This is a genomic window from Dehalococcoides sp. THU4, from assembly GCF_043231265.1.
Classification (GTDB): Bacteria; Chloroflexota; Dehalococcoidia; order Dehalococcoidales; family Dehalococcoidaceae; genus Dehalococcoides; species Dehalococcoides mccartyi.
Genome location: NZ_CP171266.1, coordinates 369,008 through 385,487, shown reverse-complemented (window position 1 = coordinate 385,487; position 16,480 = coordinate 369,008). Strand labels below are relative to the sequence as shown.

Annotated in this window: 11 protein-coding genes; 4 read left to right on the top strand and 7 right to left on the bottom strand. The window is 48.3% G+C overall.

Features of this window, described 5'->3' with window-relative positions:
• Complete coding sequence (locus tag ACE6F3_RS02055; protein WP_324664833.1) at positions 1–1,752, bottom strand: YgiQ family radical SAM protein; 1,752 nt, start codon at positions 1,750–1,752, stop codon at positions 1–3.
• Between the two features lie 154 nt (positions 1,753–1,906).
• Positions 1,907–3,853: an ABC transporter ATP-binding protein gene (locus ACE6F3_RS02050; protein WP_058291917.1), complete on the bottom strand. Its 1,947-nt coding sequence runs from the start codon at positions 3,851–3,853 to the stop codon at positions 1,907–1,909.
• Between the two features lie 123 nt (positions 3,854–3,976).
• On the opposite strand from ACE6F3_RS02050, the gene ACE6F3_RS02045 reads away from it, so the two are divergent.
• On the top strand, positions 3,977–4,408 hold the full coding sequence (locus tag ACE6F3_RS02045) for a MerR family transcriptional regulator (RefSeq protein WP_058291918.1): 432 nt from the start codon (positions 3,977–3,979) through the stop codon (positions 4,406–4,408).
• Between the two features lie 20 nt (positions 4,409–4,428).
• Positions 4,429–4,866 (top strand): hypothetical protein, encoded by a 438-nt coding sequence (locus ACE6F3_RS02040; protein WP_012882648.1) that lies wholly within the window; start codon positions 4,429–4,431, stop codon positions 4,864–4,866.
• 96 nt (positions 4,867–4,962) lie between these two features.
• Here the strand turns inward: ACE6F3_RS02040 and ACE6F3_RS02035 are convergent, their stop codons facing one another.
• On the bottom strand, positions 4,963–5,607 hold the full coding sequence (locus tag ACE6F3_RS02035; RefSeq protein ID WP_324664830.1) for a DOMON domain-containing protein: 645 nt from the start codon (positions 5,605–5,607) through the stop codon (positions 4,963–4,965).
• Positions 5,608–5,721: 114 nt separating this feature from the next.
• Positions 5,722–8,307, bottom strand: a complete 2,586-nt coding sequence (locus ACE6F3_RS02030; protein ID WP_324664829.1) for a histidine kinase N-terminal 7TM domain-containing protein — start codon at positions 8,305–8,307, stop codon at positions 5,722–5,724.
• A 362-nt stretch (positions 8,308–8,669) separates the two neighbouring features.
• Here ACE6F3_RS02030 and ACE6F3_RS02025 point away from each other — a divergent pair, with 362 nt between their 5' ends.
• Positions 8,670–9,209 (top strand): NEW3 domain-containing protein, encoded by a 540-nt coding sequence (locus ACE6F3_RS02025; RefSeq protein ID WP_324664828.1) that lies wholly within the window; start codon positions 8,670–8,672, stop codon positions 9,207–9,209.
• 19 nt (positions 9,210–9,228) lie between these two features.
• Positions 9,229–9,630, top strand: coding sequence for a hypothetical protein (locus ACE6F3_RS02020; protein ID WP_278812885.1), 402 nt, complete (start codon positions 9,229–9,231; stop codon positions 9,628–9,630).
• A gap of 69 nt (positions 9,631–9,699) precedes the next feature.
• Here the strand turns inward: ACE6F3_RS02020 and ACE6F3_RS02015 are convergent, their stop codons facing one another.
• The 3 genes from ACE6F3_RS02015 to ACE6F3_RS02005 form a co-directional block, all read right to left on the bottom strand.
• Positions 9,700–10,755 (bottom strand): HD domain-containing phosphohydrolase, encoded by a 1,056-nt coding sequence (locus ACE6F3_RS02015; protein ID WP_324664824.1) that lies wholly within the window; start codon positions 10,753–10,755, stop codon positions 9,700–9,702.
• On the bottom strand, positions 10,755–15,344 hold the full coding sequence (locus ACE6F3_RS02010) for a PAS domain S-box protein (RefSeq protein ID WP_324664822.1): 4,590 nt from the start codon (positions 15,342–15,344) through the stop codon (positions 10,755–10,757). Before ACE6F3_RS02010 ends, ACE6F3_RS02015 begins: the two co-directional genes overlap by 1 nt.
• Before the next feature lie 446 nt (positions 15,345–15,790).
• Complete coding sequence (locus tag ACE6F3_RS02005; RefSeq protein WP_324664820.1) at positions 15,791–16,423, bottom strand: DUF4389 domain-containing protein; 633 nt, start codon at positions 16,421–16,423, stop codon at positions 15,791–15,793.
• Positions 16,424–16,480 lie beyond the last annotated feature (57 nt).

Genomic DNA, 16,480 nt, shown 5'->3' with positions numbered 1-16,480 from the left:
CTAAATTTTGCGTTTTGGGCGGGGGCGTCTTTGGGTAACAGGGTTTGGCGTCTCCTTGGCAACCGCAATATTTTTCTGCTGCTCCTTGTTTTTGGGGTCTTTTTCCACAAAGAGAGGTTTTTTGGTAAACGGGTCCAGTCCGGTACAGTACATCAGGCTGGAATAGGTAGATGGCGCCGGCAGGAAAATCTGCACCTGCTCAGGGTTCATCTTAAGGTTATCACGGGTAAACTGCCTCAGCTTTTGCATATCGCTTCTAGTGCAGCCGGGGTGGGCGGCAATCAGGTAATAAGTCAGGAACTGTTCCTTGCCGAATTTTTTATTCATGCGGTCAAACAGCTCTTTAAAGCGCAGCAGACCTGAAATTCCCGGTTTCCCCATTTTGTTTAAAACAGTAGCTTGGGTATGTTCGGGTGCAACCTTCATCTGGCCGGATATATGGTGCTGCACCAGTTCTTTCAGGTACTGCTCGCCGTATTGCCTGTCAGCCAGCAGCAGGTCATAACGGATACCGGATGCGGCAAATACCTTTTTAATCCCGGTAACTGTGCGGACTTTTTTCAGCATCTCCAGCTGTTTGTGGTAGTTCACTTTTAATGAAGGGCATACCTGGGGGTATAGACAGCGTTTGTCTGCGCATGCCCCCTCTTTCAGCTTTTTCTCACACTCAAAACCGTACATATTGGCGGTCGGGCCGCCTATATCCTGGATATACCCCTTGAAATCAGGGTAACCGGCAAGTATCCGGGCTTCAGCCAGAATAGATTCGGGGCTTCGCCACTGGACAGTCCGCCCTTCGTGCATGGCAATGGCGCAGAAATTGCACTCCCCGTAACAGCCGCGGTGAGACTGAATGGAAAAGCGGATAGTCTCCAGGGCTTTGACTGCCCCCTGCTTCTGGTAGTAGGGGTGCTGGGCGCGTTCAAAATCCAGTTCGTAAATTTCGTCCATTTCTTTTTGGGAAAAGGGCATGGGCGGCGGGTTCTGGATAAGATAACGGTTGCCTGTCTGCTGGTAAAGCCCTTTGGCAGTCAGGGCGTCATTATTTTGGTAAAAGGTGTGAAACATATCCGTCAGGGCATTTGCATCTTTCTCAACCGCTTCAAACGGCGGCAGTGCCAGATAGCCTGCCCTTTTTCCGGCGCTTTCTTCTGCCCCGGCAATATAGCAAAGCCCCCGTATATCCCTTACTTCGGTACCGTTGTTCAGGGCGGTGGCCAGTTCCAGCACCGCTTTTTCAGCCATGCCGTAGAGCAAATAATCTGCCTTGGCGTCAAACAGGATTGAGGGGCGGATACGGTCAGTCCAGAAATCATAATGGGCAACACGTCTCAGGCTGGCCTCAATACCGCCCAGCACTATGGGGCGGGTATGCTTAAAGTACTGCTTTATAAGGTTGGTATAGACAATGCTGGCCTGGTCAGGACGGCGGTTATTTACACCGCCGGGGGTATAGTCGTCACTCTTTCTTTTCTTTTTGAGTGAAGTATAGTTGGCAACCATAGAGTCCACACTGCCGGCCGTTACCCCCCAGAAGAGTCTGGGCTCACCTAAGCGGCAGATGTCTGTATCCGAATGTATATCCGGCTGGGCAATAATAGCCACCCGGTAACCCGCCCGGCTTAAAACTTTGCCGATAAGGGCAGAGCCGATAAACGGGCTGTCTATATAACTGTCACCGGTTACCAGGATTATATCCGGTCTATCCCACCCCAGCTTGGCCAGCTCCTGGGGGGTTGTAGGTAAAAACATAATCTCTCACTCCTAAGGGTAGTTTTATTATACAGTAAGGAGAAATTATTTGGGTTCAGGCGGTTTTCAGGCGGAGAAAACAACCAGAATAAGTTTAACTGAAAAGATTTACGTCCGTAAAAAGCGGTGCTGTATCAGTTGAAAACCCGGCTAATTACTCCGCCGCTGAGGGCGTGTTGGCCTTGCTGCGAAACTGGGTTTCATATAGATTGGCATACAGCCCGCCCAGAGCCAGCAGTTCGCGGTGAGTGCCCCTTTCCACAATATGCCCGTGGTCCATCACCAGTATCATATCCGCCGCCAGAATAGTGCTCAGGCGGTGGGCAATGACAATGCTGGTACGCCCCACCATTACGTGTTTTAAGGCTTCCTGAATAAGGTATTCCGACTGGCTGTCCAGTGAGCTGGTAGCTTCGTCCAGCACCAGTATCCGCGGGTTTTTTAATATAACCCGGGCCAGTGCCAGCCGCTGTTTTTCGCCCCCGCTCAGCCGGTAGCCGCGCTCACCCACAATGGTCTCATACCCCTGGGGCAGACTTTTGATAAACTTGTGGATATTGGCCGCTTTGGCCGCCGCTTCCACTTCCGCCTGGGTGGCATCCGGCCGGCCGTACAGCAGGTTGGTGCGCACCGTATCATGGAAAAGATAAGTTTCCTGGGTGACCATACCTATCTGGGCGGCCAGTGAATCAAGGGTGACATCTCTTAAGTCATGCCCGTCTATCAGTATTTGCCCGGCAACCGGGTCATATAAACGGGGTATAAGGTAAGTAAGGGTTGTTTTGCCGGCACCGCTTGGTCCGACCAAGGCTACCAGCTGGCCGGGTTCGGCTCTGAACGAAATATTTTCCAGCACCTCGCCATTTGCCCGTCCGGCGCTGTCTGCATTTTTTTCACCGCCGTTTTTAGGTGTTCCGTCAGCCCCGGAGAGCACCGAAACTACGTCCTGCATCTGTCCGAAACGCCGCACTTCCCTGAGCAGGCCTTTTTCTTCGCGTTCATAATGAAAGACTACATTCTTAAATTCCAAAACGCCGCTTACATTGCCTAAAATGCAGGCATTTTCTTTCTCTTCAATATCAAGCGGTACGTCCAGCACTTCAAAAACCCGTTCAAAACTAACCATAGAGGTGGCAAAATCCACCGGGGCGTTAGTCAGGGTCTGCAAAGCCCCGTACAGGGTAGTCAGTAACGCACCCAAAGCTACGATAGTACCTATAGTCAGGGTTTCCTGAATTACAAAATAGCCCCCCACCCCGTAAACCAGGGCTATGCCAATAGCGCTTAGAAGGCCTATGCTGGCAAAAAAGAGTGAGCCGGTCACTGCCCGCTTTATACCAATATTTTTTACTTCATCAGAGCGTTCTTTGAAACGGCGGTCTTCTTCCGCCGAACGGCCGAAAAGTTTGACCAGTAAAGCCCCGCTTATGTTAAGCAGTTCCTGGGCAACGGCATTCATTCTGGCGTTTTGGTCCAGCTGGTTCCGGGCAATATCCCGGAGCCTGTTTCCCAGGTGCTGGGCTGCCCAGAAAAAAAGGGGCAGTATAGCCACGCTTATCAGTGCCAGCCGCCATTCCAGGGTAATCATAACTGAAAATACCACTATGGCCTGAATCAGGCTGGTTACTATAGATACAAAAGTATTGCTGATAGCCGTCTGGGCGCCGATAACGTCGTTATTAAGGCGGCTCATCAGTTCGCCGCTTTTGGTATGGGTAAAAAAGCTGAGTGACATGCGCTGCAGGTGCGAAAACATGGCCAGCCTGAGGTCGGATATTACCCCCTCACCTACCCGTGAGTTATATCTGCGTAATACCACGTTTAAGAAACTGGTCAGAAGGGGTATTGTCAGCAGGGCTGCAATCAGCCAGCTTAGGCGGCTTATATTCTTGTCCGGCAGAGTGATGTCTATCAGGTCACGCAGTATCAAAGGGGTCAGAAGCCCCAGGCCGGTAGTGGCCAGAGTGAGTACCAGCATCCAGAGCACCAGCCAGCGGTAAGGGCGGGCATAACTCCAGACCCTTTTCAGTAAGCCGCGGGTGATTTTGGGCTTTTCATCAGGGGAATTGCCATTTATACGGGAATAATAGCTGTGTATCATGAATGTTTATTATAGCATTTTCAGCCGGTTCGGTAGTATAGCTCTCCGTTTTAGTTGAGCGGCTATCAGTGACGTAAATGTATGTCTTGACAGTAACGTCATACCGTAGTAATATCAATACCAATGGAAAAAGAAATAGCCTACCAGATAAGTGAAATAGCCAAACAGTCCGGTGTCAGTCTGCGTACCATCAGGTTTTACCAGCAGAAAGGGCTGATTGTCCCCTCTCTGCGCACCTCCGGTGGTATGAGCCTGTATTCCCAAAAAGATGTCAACCGGGTGAAACTTATCCGCCGCCTCAAAGATAGCGGCATGAGTCTTAATCGTATTCTGGATATTTTAAATGCAGACGGCGAAGAAGACCGCAAAGCCAGGGCGGAGCATACCCTTAAAGTGCTTAAACTGGAAGCCGAAAATGCCGCCAGCCTTATTGCCGAACTTGAGCGCCAGAGCCGTGAGCGTAAGGAAATAATAAGCATGGTTAGCCAATGCCTCAATTGCAATATAGAGGTGTGCCCGCAGGAGTGCCCTCCCCGTAATCATCTGATTTATTAAATAAAAGGAGATAGAGTGTAATGTCCAAAATTCTAGTGGTTTACCAAAGCTTTGGGGGCAAGACCAAGTCTTTGGCCGAAGCGGCCGCCGCCGGTGCTGTTTCTGTCGGGGCTGAAGCTGCCGTTAAAGAAGTATCGGCTGTTAGTCCGGAAGATTTTGCCAGTATCAGCGGGGTTATTCTGGCTACTACCCAGCCCTTTCAGTCCATGGCAGGCGGCATGAAAAGCATGTTTGAGCGGCTGTGGATAGGCCGGGACAAGGTTAAAAAGGGAATTCCCTTTGCTATTATTATCTGCCATATGAATGATACCAAACCTACCGAAGAGGGTATCAAAGCAATTGCCAGTCACCTTGGCCTTGGTCAGTTAGCCGGTGAGTTAAATGTAAAAGTAGATGAAATTGAAGCCGGTAAAGAAAGTGCCAAACAGCTTGGCATTGCTCTGGCTCAGGGCGGCTAAAAAACGGTTTTAAAACAGCTAAAAGCTAAAGGGCGCTGAGTTACTCAGCGCCCTTTAAACTATCTGCAAGTGTAATATTCCCCTGCGCTAAAACTATCAGGGTATATTTATTTTAGCGGTTCCTTCAGCTATATGCATAGCGGCAAAACCGTCCTCATCACTGTAAGCCCACAGGATATTGTTAGAGCCGTGTACAATATTCTGGTCATAGCTGTCACCGGTGGAGAGCAGCCTTTTAAACTCTAAAACCGTATACCCTCCGGATTCGGTTGCCCCGTAGGCTAAGATGCTGTTTGTCCCGCCCAGTTTGGTATCCAGAGAGTGCTCATCTTTACTTATACCCCACAGGTCATAAACATAAGCTTGTCCGCTGCTTACCCCGCCCAGGGCAAAATCAGCGCCGGTGTGGCCTTTGGCCGATACGGGTTGAAAACCGATAGAAATCCAGCCGCTGGCTTTGGCTTTGATGCCAATGTAAACATATTGGTCGTCTGTTCTGGAAAACAGGGTGAAATTGGCACTGATATTGGCGCTGTTGGAATACTCATTGGTTGTTATCACCCCGTCCGCCTGCCATTCCACCAGCGAATCCGGGTCTGAAATCTGGGTATTGTCAACGGCATCAGGGTTGTCAGTCTGGTCTGAAGTCATCTCCGCAATGGCGGCACAGGAAGAAAACAGCAGAGCGGGCAGAATAAGTATGGTAAGCAGGGCAGCTATATATTTTTTGCTAGTCGGCACATTAATTCCCTTCTTAATTTTCATTTGGACTAATAATACTAATTATAATGGAAAATGTTAAGAAAATATGAAGTCCGGGTTAATAGGTATAATCCGGCTGACAGATTATATTTTTTATCCCAGCTGCTCTTTCAGAACCTTAGACAAAAATTGTTCCAGTGCAGCGGGTTGGAAAGGCTTTACAATATACATCAGGTCAGTTTGCTTCAGACGGGCTTCCAGACCCGGAGCGGCCATATCTCCGGTCATGAATATTACCCTGTCTGCCAGTTCGGGACGCTTGGCAATTATTCTGGAGTAAAATTCCAAACCGCTCATGCCCGGCATACTGATATCCAAAAGTATCAGGTCGTAGCTGTCTGATTCCAGCTTCAGCAGAGCTTGGGTTGGGTCATTGAAGCTTTCTGCCTTATGGTGCATTTGCTCTATCACCCGGCTGACCAGCTGGCAAATGTGCTCTTCGTCATCTACGACCATAATGCTGGCTGTCCGCTTAGACGCTTTTATTGGCGGGGATACGGCAGTCCGGCCGGAAGATGCTTCCGTTTCAGAGTCCAGCGGCAGGTTGATAGTAAAAGCAGTTCCCTGCCCGTATTCGCTTTCAACCTCTATGGTGCCGTGGTGGTCCAGAATAATAGCCATAGCCAAACTTAACCCCAGCCCCGTTCCGTCTTTGGGGCCTTTGGTGGTGAAAAACGGCTGGAAAATTTTAGCTTTAACCTCAGGTGTCATACCCGGGCCGTCATCTGCAATCCGGATGCTTAAAAACTGGTCTTTCCGGGTGGTGGTTATGGTTATTTTCCCACCGTCATGTACTTTCCGCATGGCCTGTTCGGCATTTATAAATATGTTCAGAAATACCTGTTGCAGCTGCCCCGGGTCAGCGGTAATCCAGGGTAACTTCGGGTCATATTGCCGGATAACCTCTATATTAGCGGTTTTAAATACGTAACTGCGGAATTCCAGAGTATTATCAAGCAGCTCGTGCACGTCCAGCCGTGTTTTAACCGGCTTGTTCTGTCTGGCAAAGGTAAGCAGCCGCTTTACAATCTCCACTACCCGCTGGGAACCGTGGTTGATTATCTGAAGGTCTGCCATGACTTCTTTGGGTAAATCCCCGCGAGTGGCTAAAAGCTCGGAGAACCCAATAACACCGGTTAAGGGGTTATTTATCTCGTGGGCTATTCCGGCGGCCATCTCACCTATTGCGGCCAGACGGCTGGCCATCTCACCTATTGCGGCCAGACGGCTGGCCATCTCCGCTTTATCCCGCAGTTTGCGGTTTTCAAGCTCGGCTTGTTTATTGGCAGTCAGGTCACGGACAATGGCTATATCGGCTATTTGGCCTTCATATTCAATAATACTGGCGCTTATTTCCACATAGACTTCCTGTCCCTGCTTGTTTATCAGGCGGGCTTCATACCTGCCGGCGGATTCCTGCCCCCCAATCCGCTTCTGATAGTATTTCTCAACGGTCTTTCTCTGTTCGGGGGATACAAACTGGGTAAAGGGCTTTTCCAGAATTTCTTCCAGCTGGTAGCCGGACATCTCTTTTATTTTGGAGTTGGCATAGATTATCAGCCCGTTCTGGACTATAGCAATGCCGTCATTGCCGTGTTCCACCAGGGTAAAGTATTGCTCTTTGCGTTCCTTAAGTTCCTGTGCAGTCTGCTTGCGCTGGCTTATATCCCGGATAGTGGCCAGCCAGCCTACCTGCTGTTGCCGTTTATCAAAAAGGGGCTGCTTGTCCAGGTCAAAAAACTGTCCCTTTGTTTTGGACGTTGATTCCAGATCAAGGTGTCCGAAATCTGCAATAGCCAGACACTCCAGCAGGGGTGAAAGATGGCATATATCTTTCAGTTCATGCCCGACCATGCTGTTGTCCAGGCCGGTCATCCGGCAAGCCGCCGGATTGGTCTCCAGCAAATGGTCGGAGCTGTCAAAAACCAGAACGCCGTCATTCATCTGCTGCACTATAATCGGATAGGCAAACGGGATTGTTTTAAACAGCTTAAAACGCATCAGCCCCAGAGTTATGGCTATACCGGAGATAGCAAACATTACCGGGGTCAGGTCTTTGCGCGGCAGTGACAGCAAATCAAAAACATATATGGCATTCCAGACCAAAGGCAGACAGGCGGCAAACAGAAGTATAAAGGCCTGCTTGCGGTATAAAGGCACGCCGATAAACAGCTGGCGGATTAGGATAATAGCCCCGCTGATAACCAGCGTATAGTTATGTACTACGGCTATCCAAAAAAGCGGGCCGTAGGTCTTGGCCACTACCAGAAATGGGCCGGAAGCAACCTGGTGCTCATTTGACCACATAAGCTGGTGGGCATCATTGCTCCAGACCATTATGATTATGAAAAATGGAAAAACAGAAAGCAGTACTTTTTTCCAGTTTGCAAAGGGCTTGCCGGCGTTGGTATACAAAATAGCGAAAAGCAGCCAGGTAACCGGCACGCTCATTGAGCCTATATAGCCGATATTGTTAAACAGTATTTGCTGGCTCAGACTGCTGCTTGCGGCTTCAAATATAAAGCCAAATCCCCAGATAAAGGTGGCAACTGCCAAACCCAGCATAGCCCTGGCTCCGGGTGCTTCACGGTTCTTCCAGCTTAGTACTACTACTGTCAGACAAGTCAGCAGCGAAATTGTCATGGCCAGATAATAGAAAACCAGGTAGGATTGGCTCATCGGTCTTCTCCGTGGTCATCAGCTCTGAAGATGTATTTACCTGCCTTGATATTTAAGGGTTCAAAGGAAAATGTATGCTTTTAGCAGTGGAAGCATATTATATAGCTGTTTTTTTAAATACCCTTTATTCTATTCCTTGAGTAGGTTTGTAGCAAGGATTTATTCCTTTTGTACTATAAAACTTTCTTACTACAACCAGTACAAAAGTAATGTCTCTGGGGTAATAGTTTCCTTGCGCTATTCAGGTTCGGGTATTTACTGACTATTCATTGGGGCGGCAGGGGACTAAGTACCCTTGACAAGCAAAAATCAGGCCATTCCAGATTGCACTGTCTATGCCAAACGTCTATTATTAACCCGGAATGAATAAATGTATAACAAATTTCAAAACATATAAGATGCTGGCGGGGCTGGTCTGTGCCGCCCTGCTGTTTGGCAGTATGTTCAGCGGGCTGGTATTGCCCTCCAGGGTAACTGCCCAGACAGAACAACCTGATATTTTCCTGTATGTGCTTTCAGGTTACTATACGGAGATTATACCCGGTGAGCCGGAAACGCTTTACCTGGAGATTGAAAACGCCGGTACTCAGGGTATATCCGGCATAGACCTGCTGGCAGACCTGCCTGAAAACTGGACGGTGGAATATACTCCCATATCTATTCCGTATCTGGGTGCGGGTCAGCGCATCCCGCTGGAGGCAGTAGTGCTGGCACCTGAAAATACTTCCCGCGGAGAGTACAACCTGGTCTTCATAGCTGAAACTGCCGGTACACGCACTTTTGGCAGTACTGCCGTATTAGTCAGGGATACCTCCGGCCTTTGGCAATGGGTGGGTCTGGGTCTGGGGCTGGTGATGATTGGCGGCTTTATTTTGTTCTACCGCCACTTCAACCGTAATTAACAGGTTTTGAGGTGATAAGATGATTGAACGGGTGCATGAACACTTGATTGCTGAGCTGGCTTCCAATGCCCGCACAGATACTATATTTGTCCTGACGGCTATTTTCCTGAACCTGGTAACTCTGGGTATAAACTCCGGTATAGCGTCTTCCTCTGCTGATAGCACCCAGACAATAGTCATGTTTACTTTTGTGGCGCTGATACTGGTGGTCAATTTTGTAGTTGAGGTAGGGCTTATCCGCGGCCGCCAGATGCGGACTAAACTAATCAAGGGTTTACTCAAGATGTACAAAGACCAGGGTGTGGCGGATTACTATGACCCGTCTATGCTTAGTGATTATGCCCTCAGATACAATCTCTTTATGCTGGCAGTACTCTTCACCGGGCTGGTGGCGGTAGTAATACCCTTCCTGCTCAGGTAAATATCCGGCTTCTTATGGTTAGCGCTGGACAGATACAAATAAAATTACCGGCGCTAGCAGGAAAGTAAATCAGGGGCTCTGTCTTATAGTTAGTATATTTTTCAGGCTGCCCTGCAAAGCCTGGTATATTTCGGGGTCAAACTGTTTGCCCACATTAGCCTCTATCATTTTCAAAGCCTCGGGCACTGAAAATGATGACGGGCGGTAGGGGCGTTTGGAAGTCAGGGCATCAAAAACATCTGCGATGGCGGTAATCCGCCCTCCCAAAGGTATGTTTCCCCCTTTTAAGCCATTCGGATAACCGCTGCCGTCCCATCTTTCATGGTGGTTCAGGGCAATTACCGCCCCCTGTTTAATAACCTCTGAGGTTGCCCCCTCAAGGATACTGGCCCCGATAACTGTATGCTGTTTCATTATCTCCCATTCCTCAGGAGTAAGCTTTCCGGGCTTAAGCAGTATATGGTCAGGTATGCCAATCTTGCCTATATCATGCATGGGAGCGGCATACAGGAAGGCTTCCACTTGCTCAGATGGTAGTCCCATAGTGTTGGCTATTTCAGCTACGTAATGGCCAATACGCCTAATATGGGTGCCGGTATCTTCGTCTTTATATTCAGCCGCCCGCGACAAACGGAAAATAGTGTCCAGCGAGGCTTCTTTCAGCTGATTTAAAGCCCGCCTCAGTTCCTCGGTACGTTCAACCACTTTCTTTTCCAGCCCAAGCTGATATTCCCGGTTTTCCAGTACTAGACGCCTGTGTTCCAGTGCCCGTTTGGTAATGTGAATAAGCACCTCCAGGTTAAAGGGTTTTATGGCATAATCATATGCTCCCAGGCGGATGCATTTTAGGGCTACATCTATATCGTTTATGGCTGTTGCCATAATCACTTCGGTATCCGGTCTGAGGGCTTTTATCTCCTTCAGGGTTTCAATACCCGTTTTGCCCGGCATATTGATATCCAGCAGGACCACTGACACCTGTATCCCCTTGACCAGCTCAACAGCTTCAATCCCATTACTGGCTGTCAGGCACTGGTAATTCTCGGCTGAAAATTTTACCTTGAGTAACTGGCGTATCAGTTCCTCGTCATCTACTATCAGTAATGTCTCCTGCTGTGCATTCATCAGTTGTCTGTGTCCATTCTGTCTAATATAGTGTGCATGGCTGTCTTGAGCAAGGCCATATCAAAGGGTTTGGCAACATAGGGAATATCATGGTTATCCAGGTAGTCTCTGACCTTGGCATCAGATGTATCACCGGTGATAAAGACCACATGACCGGTCAGTTCCGGCCGGCTGGTTATAATTTTGTTATACAGCTCGGTGCCGCTCATGCCGGGCATACGGATATCCAGAAAGATAATATCATAGGTATGGTCTTTCAGCTTTTCCAGAGCCTTTTCGGGGTTTTCACATTCAGCTACCCGGTGCCCGTCCTGGGTTAAAATAATCCTCAGGAGTGACCTGACCGCGGGTTCGTCATCTATTACCAGGATGGAAGCTGTCCTGTCTGATGCCGGATGTGTACTGCCGCTTTCTGCCGGGGGTTTAGCCGTAATTTCGCTGGCGGTGTTTATAGGCAGTTCTAATACAAAGGTTGCCCCGCCTTCGGGGTTGTTTTCTGCCCATATTTTGCCGCCGTGTTCCAGAATAATACCCTGTGACAGGCTTAAACCCAGGCCTGTGCCCTGCCCCGGGTCTTTGGTGGTGAAAAATGGCTGGAATATTTTATCCATTACATCCGGCGGTATGCCTGTGCCGTCATCTTTAAATGACAGGCGGATATACTGGCCGGCTTTTTCGGCTTTTATAGCCAGCGTACCTTTTTCATGGGCCTTCTTCATGGATTGTTCGGCGTTTAGTATCAGGTTAAGGAAGACCTGCTGTATCTGGGCAGGGTCAATGTTTATCCAAGGCAGGTCCGGGGCATAATCCCGGAGTACTCTTATTCCGGATGTTTCCAGGACATAATTCCGCAAAGTCAGGGCGTTATCTATAACCTCGGTTATATTAACCTTACTGATAATCGGTTTTGTCTGGCGGGCGAAAGTGAGCAGCCTCTTTACAATCTCAACTACCCTCAGGCTGCCGCTGTTTATTATCTTTAAAGAGTCCTGTACATCAGCCGGCAAATCTGACCTGTTTGAAAGCAGCTCTGCAAAGCCGATTACTCCGGTTAAGGGGTTGTTAATCTCATGGGCAATACCCGCCGCCATTTCCCCTACCGCGGCCAGCCGGTTAGCCATATCTGCCCGTTCCCGCAGTTTCTGTTTCTCAGCTTCCGCTTTTTTCAGCGCGCTGATATCTCTGACCATGGTCAAGATAGTAGGCTTGCCTTCAAAAAGGAATATCCTGGGTCGGAGTTCCACCGGTATTTCCCGCCCGCTTTTGGTCACAAATAACCGTTCAAAAGTAGCTTCCGGGTTTTCTTCAATTTGACTGATAACAGCGGAGAACAAGGTATTATCTCCCTCTATGCTCTTAACAAAATCGGTTATCTTCATATTCCGCAGTTCGCTCCGGCTGTATTCCAGTATAGCCACCCCTGCATCATTTACTTCCAGAATCTTGCCCGGCGTCCTGTCCGGTTTGGGGCGGTGGACAATAATTGCATCAGTCACACTGTTGAAAAGGGACATATAGGTCTTGCGTTCTGCCCGCAAAGCCTCTTCGGATTTCTTTCTTTCGCTGATATCCTTCATAACGTGAACTGACCCTACCGTCCGGTTTTTGGCATCTAATATGGGGGAAGTAGTGGCCTCAACCCATATTTTCAGGTTTTCCTCAAAGTATTCGCTCACATGGGTTACCCCGGTTTCCAGGGTCTTCTTATGCGGGCACATAAAATGGGGTTTGCCGGTTGCGTGTATTATCTCGTAACAGCGCTTGCCGACAATGTCTTCAGGCGGTTTGTTTAAAAATTTGGAAAAGGCATTGTTTACCCGGAGAATGGAATAGTCAGCATCCACAATGCAAATCATGTCATTTATAGAGTCAAAGGTTATGCTCCATTCTGCGGCTGATTTGACCAGATTCTCTTCCATTTTCTTACGGTCGGTAATATCACTGGCAACCGATAGCGCTCCTACGGTTTTGCCGGTGATATCCTTCAGGGAATGTACCCACCAGCCCAGCAGACGTTTTTCCCCGTCTTTACGCCGCTGCCAGCTTTCAGCATAAATCGTGTTTTCATTGCCGCTGAAAACCGAGGCGACTTTCTGGTAGGTATCCTGTTCTTTGGAGAAATAATAAGATGCTTCTTTGCCTATTACATCATCTCCGAAAAATTCCCGTCCGGATTCGTTTATCCAGGTATAGACCCTATTTATATCTACCTCGGCAATTATATCCGGAACGGTAGCCAGGATTGTCTCCTGGTGTTTAAATATAGTTTTGAAATCCTCTTCGGCTTTTTTGCGTTCGCTGATATCGCGTATCACGCTTACCATTACTCGGGTATTGTTTACGCTGGTGCCTCTGGAGCTTACTTCCACCGGGAAGGTACTCCCGTCCTTGCGCATATGGTCTGATTCAAACAGTATTCCTTCGGAATCTGCCTGTGCCAGTTGCCGGGGAATGGCGTCCCGTGTGTCCAGGGGGCGTATATCGTAGATTGTTTTGTGAAGCAGTTGTTTACGGGTATAACCATAAGCTTTGGTGGCGGCTGTATTGGCTTCAAGAATCTGGCCGCTGTTCTTGTCTAAAAACAAGATAATATCCCGGCTGTCGTCAGCCAGTATCTTGTATTTTTGCAGGGACTCTTCAGCTTGTTTGCGTTTGGTTATATCTATAATGCAGGGGGTGTAATATAAAATCTTGCCCTGGTCATCTTTTATAGTGCCTACAAATAAATGTCCCCAGAAAACACTGCCATCCTTGCGGATGTATTGCTTCTCCCGTTCAAAATGGTCTATTGCGCCGGTATTCAGGAGTTTTATCCGCTTAAGGTCATACGCTAAAAATTTGGCGGGAGTTATATCTTTAAATGTGATTGAGGTAAATTCTTCTTCGGAATAACCTATCATTCTGCACATGGTCTTATTGACCTGGGTAAACCTGAAATTCAAATCAGTAATAGCTATGCCCACAGGTACCTGGTCAAATACGCGGTGGAAACGCTCTTCACTGATTTGGAGTTGCTTTTCAACCCTTTTGCGTTCGGTAATGTCCAGTGAAAGTATAAAAATCCCCTCCGGAACCGGTTCAATACTCAGTTCAAACCAGCCTTCGGTGCTATCCGGGAAAATAAACCGGTTTTCCATTCTTTCAGCAGTTCTTGTTTCCATACAGCGGCGGAGTGTGGTAAATAATCCAGTTTTTTCAATGCCGGGATATACTTCCATCATGGTATGGCCCATAAGGGCTTGTCTGGGCTGGCGGCTCTGTTGGACGGCTGAATTATTAAGGTATATATAACGCCAGTCATAGCTGATAATCTGGCAGCCTTCCAGCATATTGTCCAGAGCACCCCGGTAACGTTTTTCAGCCGCTTTCAGCTTTTCTTCGGCTTCTTTACGTTCGCTGATGTCCCGTATTATCATGGTTGTCCGGAATTCACCTTTGCTTATAGAAAATATTTTGGAGGTGACTTCACCCGGGAAAGGCGTCCCGTTACTGCGGAGGAAGGTTAGTTCTCCCCTGAATTCCCCGGTTGCGTTCCGGGTTTCCAGGGCTTTGCTTAAGCGCGGGTCATTTGCATCTATCAGCCCGTTCCGCCCGGCTGTATATATCTCGGCTTCGGTTTTGCCGAACATGCGGCAGGCCGCCGGGTTGGCTGCCAGGATATGCCCGTCAGGGGTGGTTAGCAAAACAGCATCATAGCTGTTTTCAAACAGTTCATGGAAGCGGATTTCATTTTCGGCCAGCTTCATCTGGGACATTTTGTATTCAGTCAAATCCCGGAGTATGGCCATATTGGCCGGTTTGTTTTTGTACTCAATCTGGCTGGCATTCACCTCAACCGGCATATTACGGTTGTCTTTGGTAACAATTTCTATCTCATACTGGTTGGGGGGTTCTTCTCCTGAAAGCCGCTTTCGGTATCGTTCCAGGACCAGCCCTTTATATTCCGGGGAAATGAAATTGATAAAGGGTTTGCCCGTGATTTCTTTAAGCGAATAGCCGCTCAGGGCGGTCATTTTGGGATTGGCATAAACCAGCAGCTCGTCCTGAATTATAATAATCCCGTCGTTGCTTTTTTCCACCAGGGTGGAATACAAAATATTGGATTGATGCAGCTTTTCCTGGGTATTTCTGGATTCGGTAATATCTTTGGCAAAAACAGATACGCCGTGGGCAGTAGGATAAATATTGATTTCAAAGTAGCGCTGCTGGTTTCCAATGCGGTATTCTGCAAAAAGGTGCTGGGGAAGGTGAGTTTCCACCGCTTTCCGGTGAGCTTTATCAGGCTCAGAACCCCGGCTCTCAGGGAAAAGGGCATAAATGGATTTGCCTAAAGCGTCTTTAGCCGTTATCCCGATAAGCTTTTCCAAGGCCTTGTTCCAGTATGTAATATTTAAATCCGTATCCAGCTCAAAGAAAATATCAGTCAGATTAAGCGCCAGTTCCCCGTAATGTCTTTTGGCCTTTTCCAGATTAGCCAAATTCTCGGCTGACGTATTTGGGGCATCAGGTGTTAGCCGGGTATTTGGTACGGGGTTGTTGTCTGCTGGTTTTTCTGTTGTCTGGTTATTTTCTTGCGGTTTATCTTTCACAATCAGAGTACCTCTTTACCTGTCAGCCGCAAACTGGCTATAAACCGGAGTGGGCTTTCCGCCCGGGCTGACGGCATTTTATCTGATACGGTTATTATTTCTTAATTTTTGGCAGTTCAAGCAATTTAAGGGGCAGGCTTTAGGCAGTCTCCTTCTTGATGTATCAGAGTTAGAAATGACCTTTTGTCGGTACATTACCCTTAATGATAGTATTACTCCAAATACTTGCCAGTGTAAATACCCTGGAGGGCGCATTTGGTTATTTAAAGCTGCCAATACCGGCATCCGGCCTGATTAGGGGGCGTATAAACTTATGGCAGACCTTAGGATGTATAGCGCCAAATAGCAGTTTGCCAGCCAAGGTTTTGCCTGGCTGGCAAAGCAGGGTTTGTATTTTTCATTGTACTGGAGAAGGCAGTCTTCCCCTTCCGGCAGGTAAAAGCGGCTCAGGGTTCCAGACTGAACGGCGGGTAGGTGTCTGTAATCAGTAAGGCTGAGTAAGCAGATACCCGAAGTCCCCAGCGCATTACCCCTACCACAAAATCAAACAGTGATTTGGGGTATTTCCCGGTAAACAGAATGGCAAACCAGGCGAAAATGGCAGCTATGAATGCGGCAAATACCAGAAACGGCAGAATAATATAATGCGGTATGGCTAAAAACCACTTGAATAGCGGCATCCAGCGGTTAAGGTCGGTTTTTACATCGGGGTAAGTCAGGTCAAGATGAACTGATTGTTCTTGGTCAGTTGAGGGGTATTCATCCCTAAGCAGGGCGAAGTATGAGATAAACCTGTAACCAAACCGGCTGAGAGCCAGATTCCAGTCAAACCACCATCTGGGGTATTTCTGCTGGACGAGAATCATAAGCGCCGTAGCCATAATAATAAGGCCTCCGGCATTACCTGCGGAATAAGTTACGTTGTCCATAGTGTATTCATAAGTGCCGCCGCTGACCAGGGATAAGATTATAGCAATAGGGATAATCATAAGAAAGCGGAAAGCTACACTTACTTTGTCACGGGGTTTGTCCTGGTAATCAACATCTAGAGTGGCCGGATACGGGCTAACGCTGGACATTAATTTCATCCCTCCTGCTTATAAATTATGGCTGTTTTTGCGGCGCGGCGGTGGGTT

What these genes read in the sequence shown, in the direction of transcription:
- ACE6F3_RS02055 (WP_324664833.1), bottom strand. Translation starts at nt 1,752, where the DNA reads ATGTTTTTACCTACAACCCCCCAGGAGCTGGCCAAGCTGGGGTGGGAT.
- ACE6F3_RS02050 (WP_058291917.1), bottom strand. Translation starts at nt 3,853, where the DNA reads ATGATACACAGCTATTATTCCCGTATAAATGGCAATTCCCCTGATGAA.
- ACE6F3_RS02045 (WP_058291918.1), top strand. Translation starts at nt 3,977, where the DNA reads ATGGAAAAAGAAATAGCCTACCAGATAAGTGAAATAGCCAAACAGTCC.
- ACE6F3_RS02040 (WP_012882648.1), top strand. Translation starts at nt 4,429, where the DNA reads ATGTCCAAAATTCTAGTGGTTTACCAAAGCTTTGGGGGCAAGACCAAG.
- ACE6F3_RS02030 (WP_324664829.1), bottom strand. Translation starts at nt 8,307, where the DNA reads ATGAGCCAATCCTACCTGGTTTTCTATTATCTGGCCATGACAATTTCG.
- ACE6F3_RS02025 (WP_324664828.1), top strand. Translation starts at nt 8,670, where the DNA reads ATGAATAAATGTATAACAAATTTCAAAACATATAAGATGCTGGCGGGG.
- ACE6F3_RS02020 (WP_278812885.1), top strand. Translation starts at nt 9,229, where the DNA reads ATGATTGAACGGGTGCATGAACACTTGATTGCTGAGCTGGCTTCCAAT.
- ACE6F3_RS02015 (WP_324664824.1), bottom strand. Translation starts at nt 10,755, where the DNA reads ATGAATGCACAGCAGGAGACATTACTGATAGTAGATGACGAGGAACTG.
- ACE6F3_RS02005 (WP_324664820.1), bottom strand. Translation starts at nt 16,423, where the DNA reads ATGTCCAGCGTTAGCCCGTATCCGGCCACTCTAGATGTTGATTACCAG.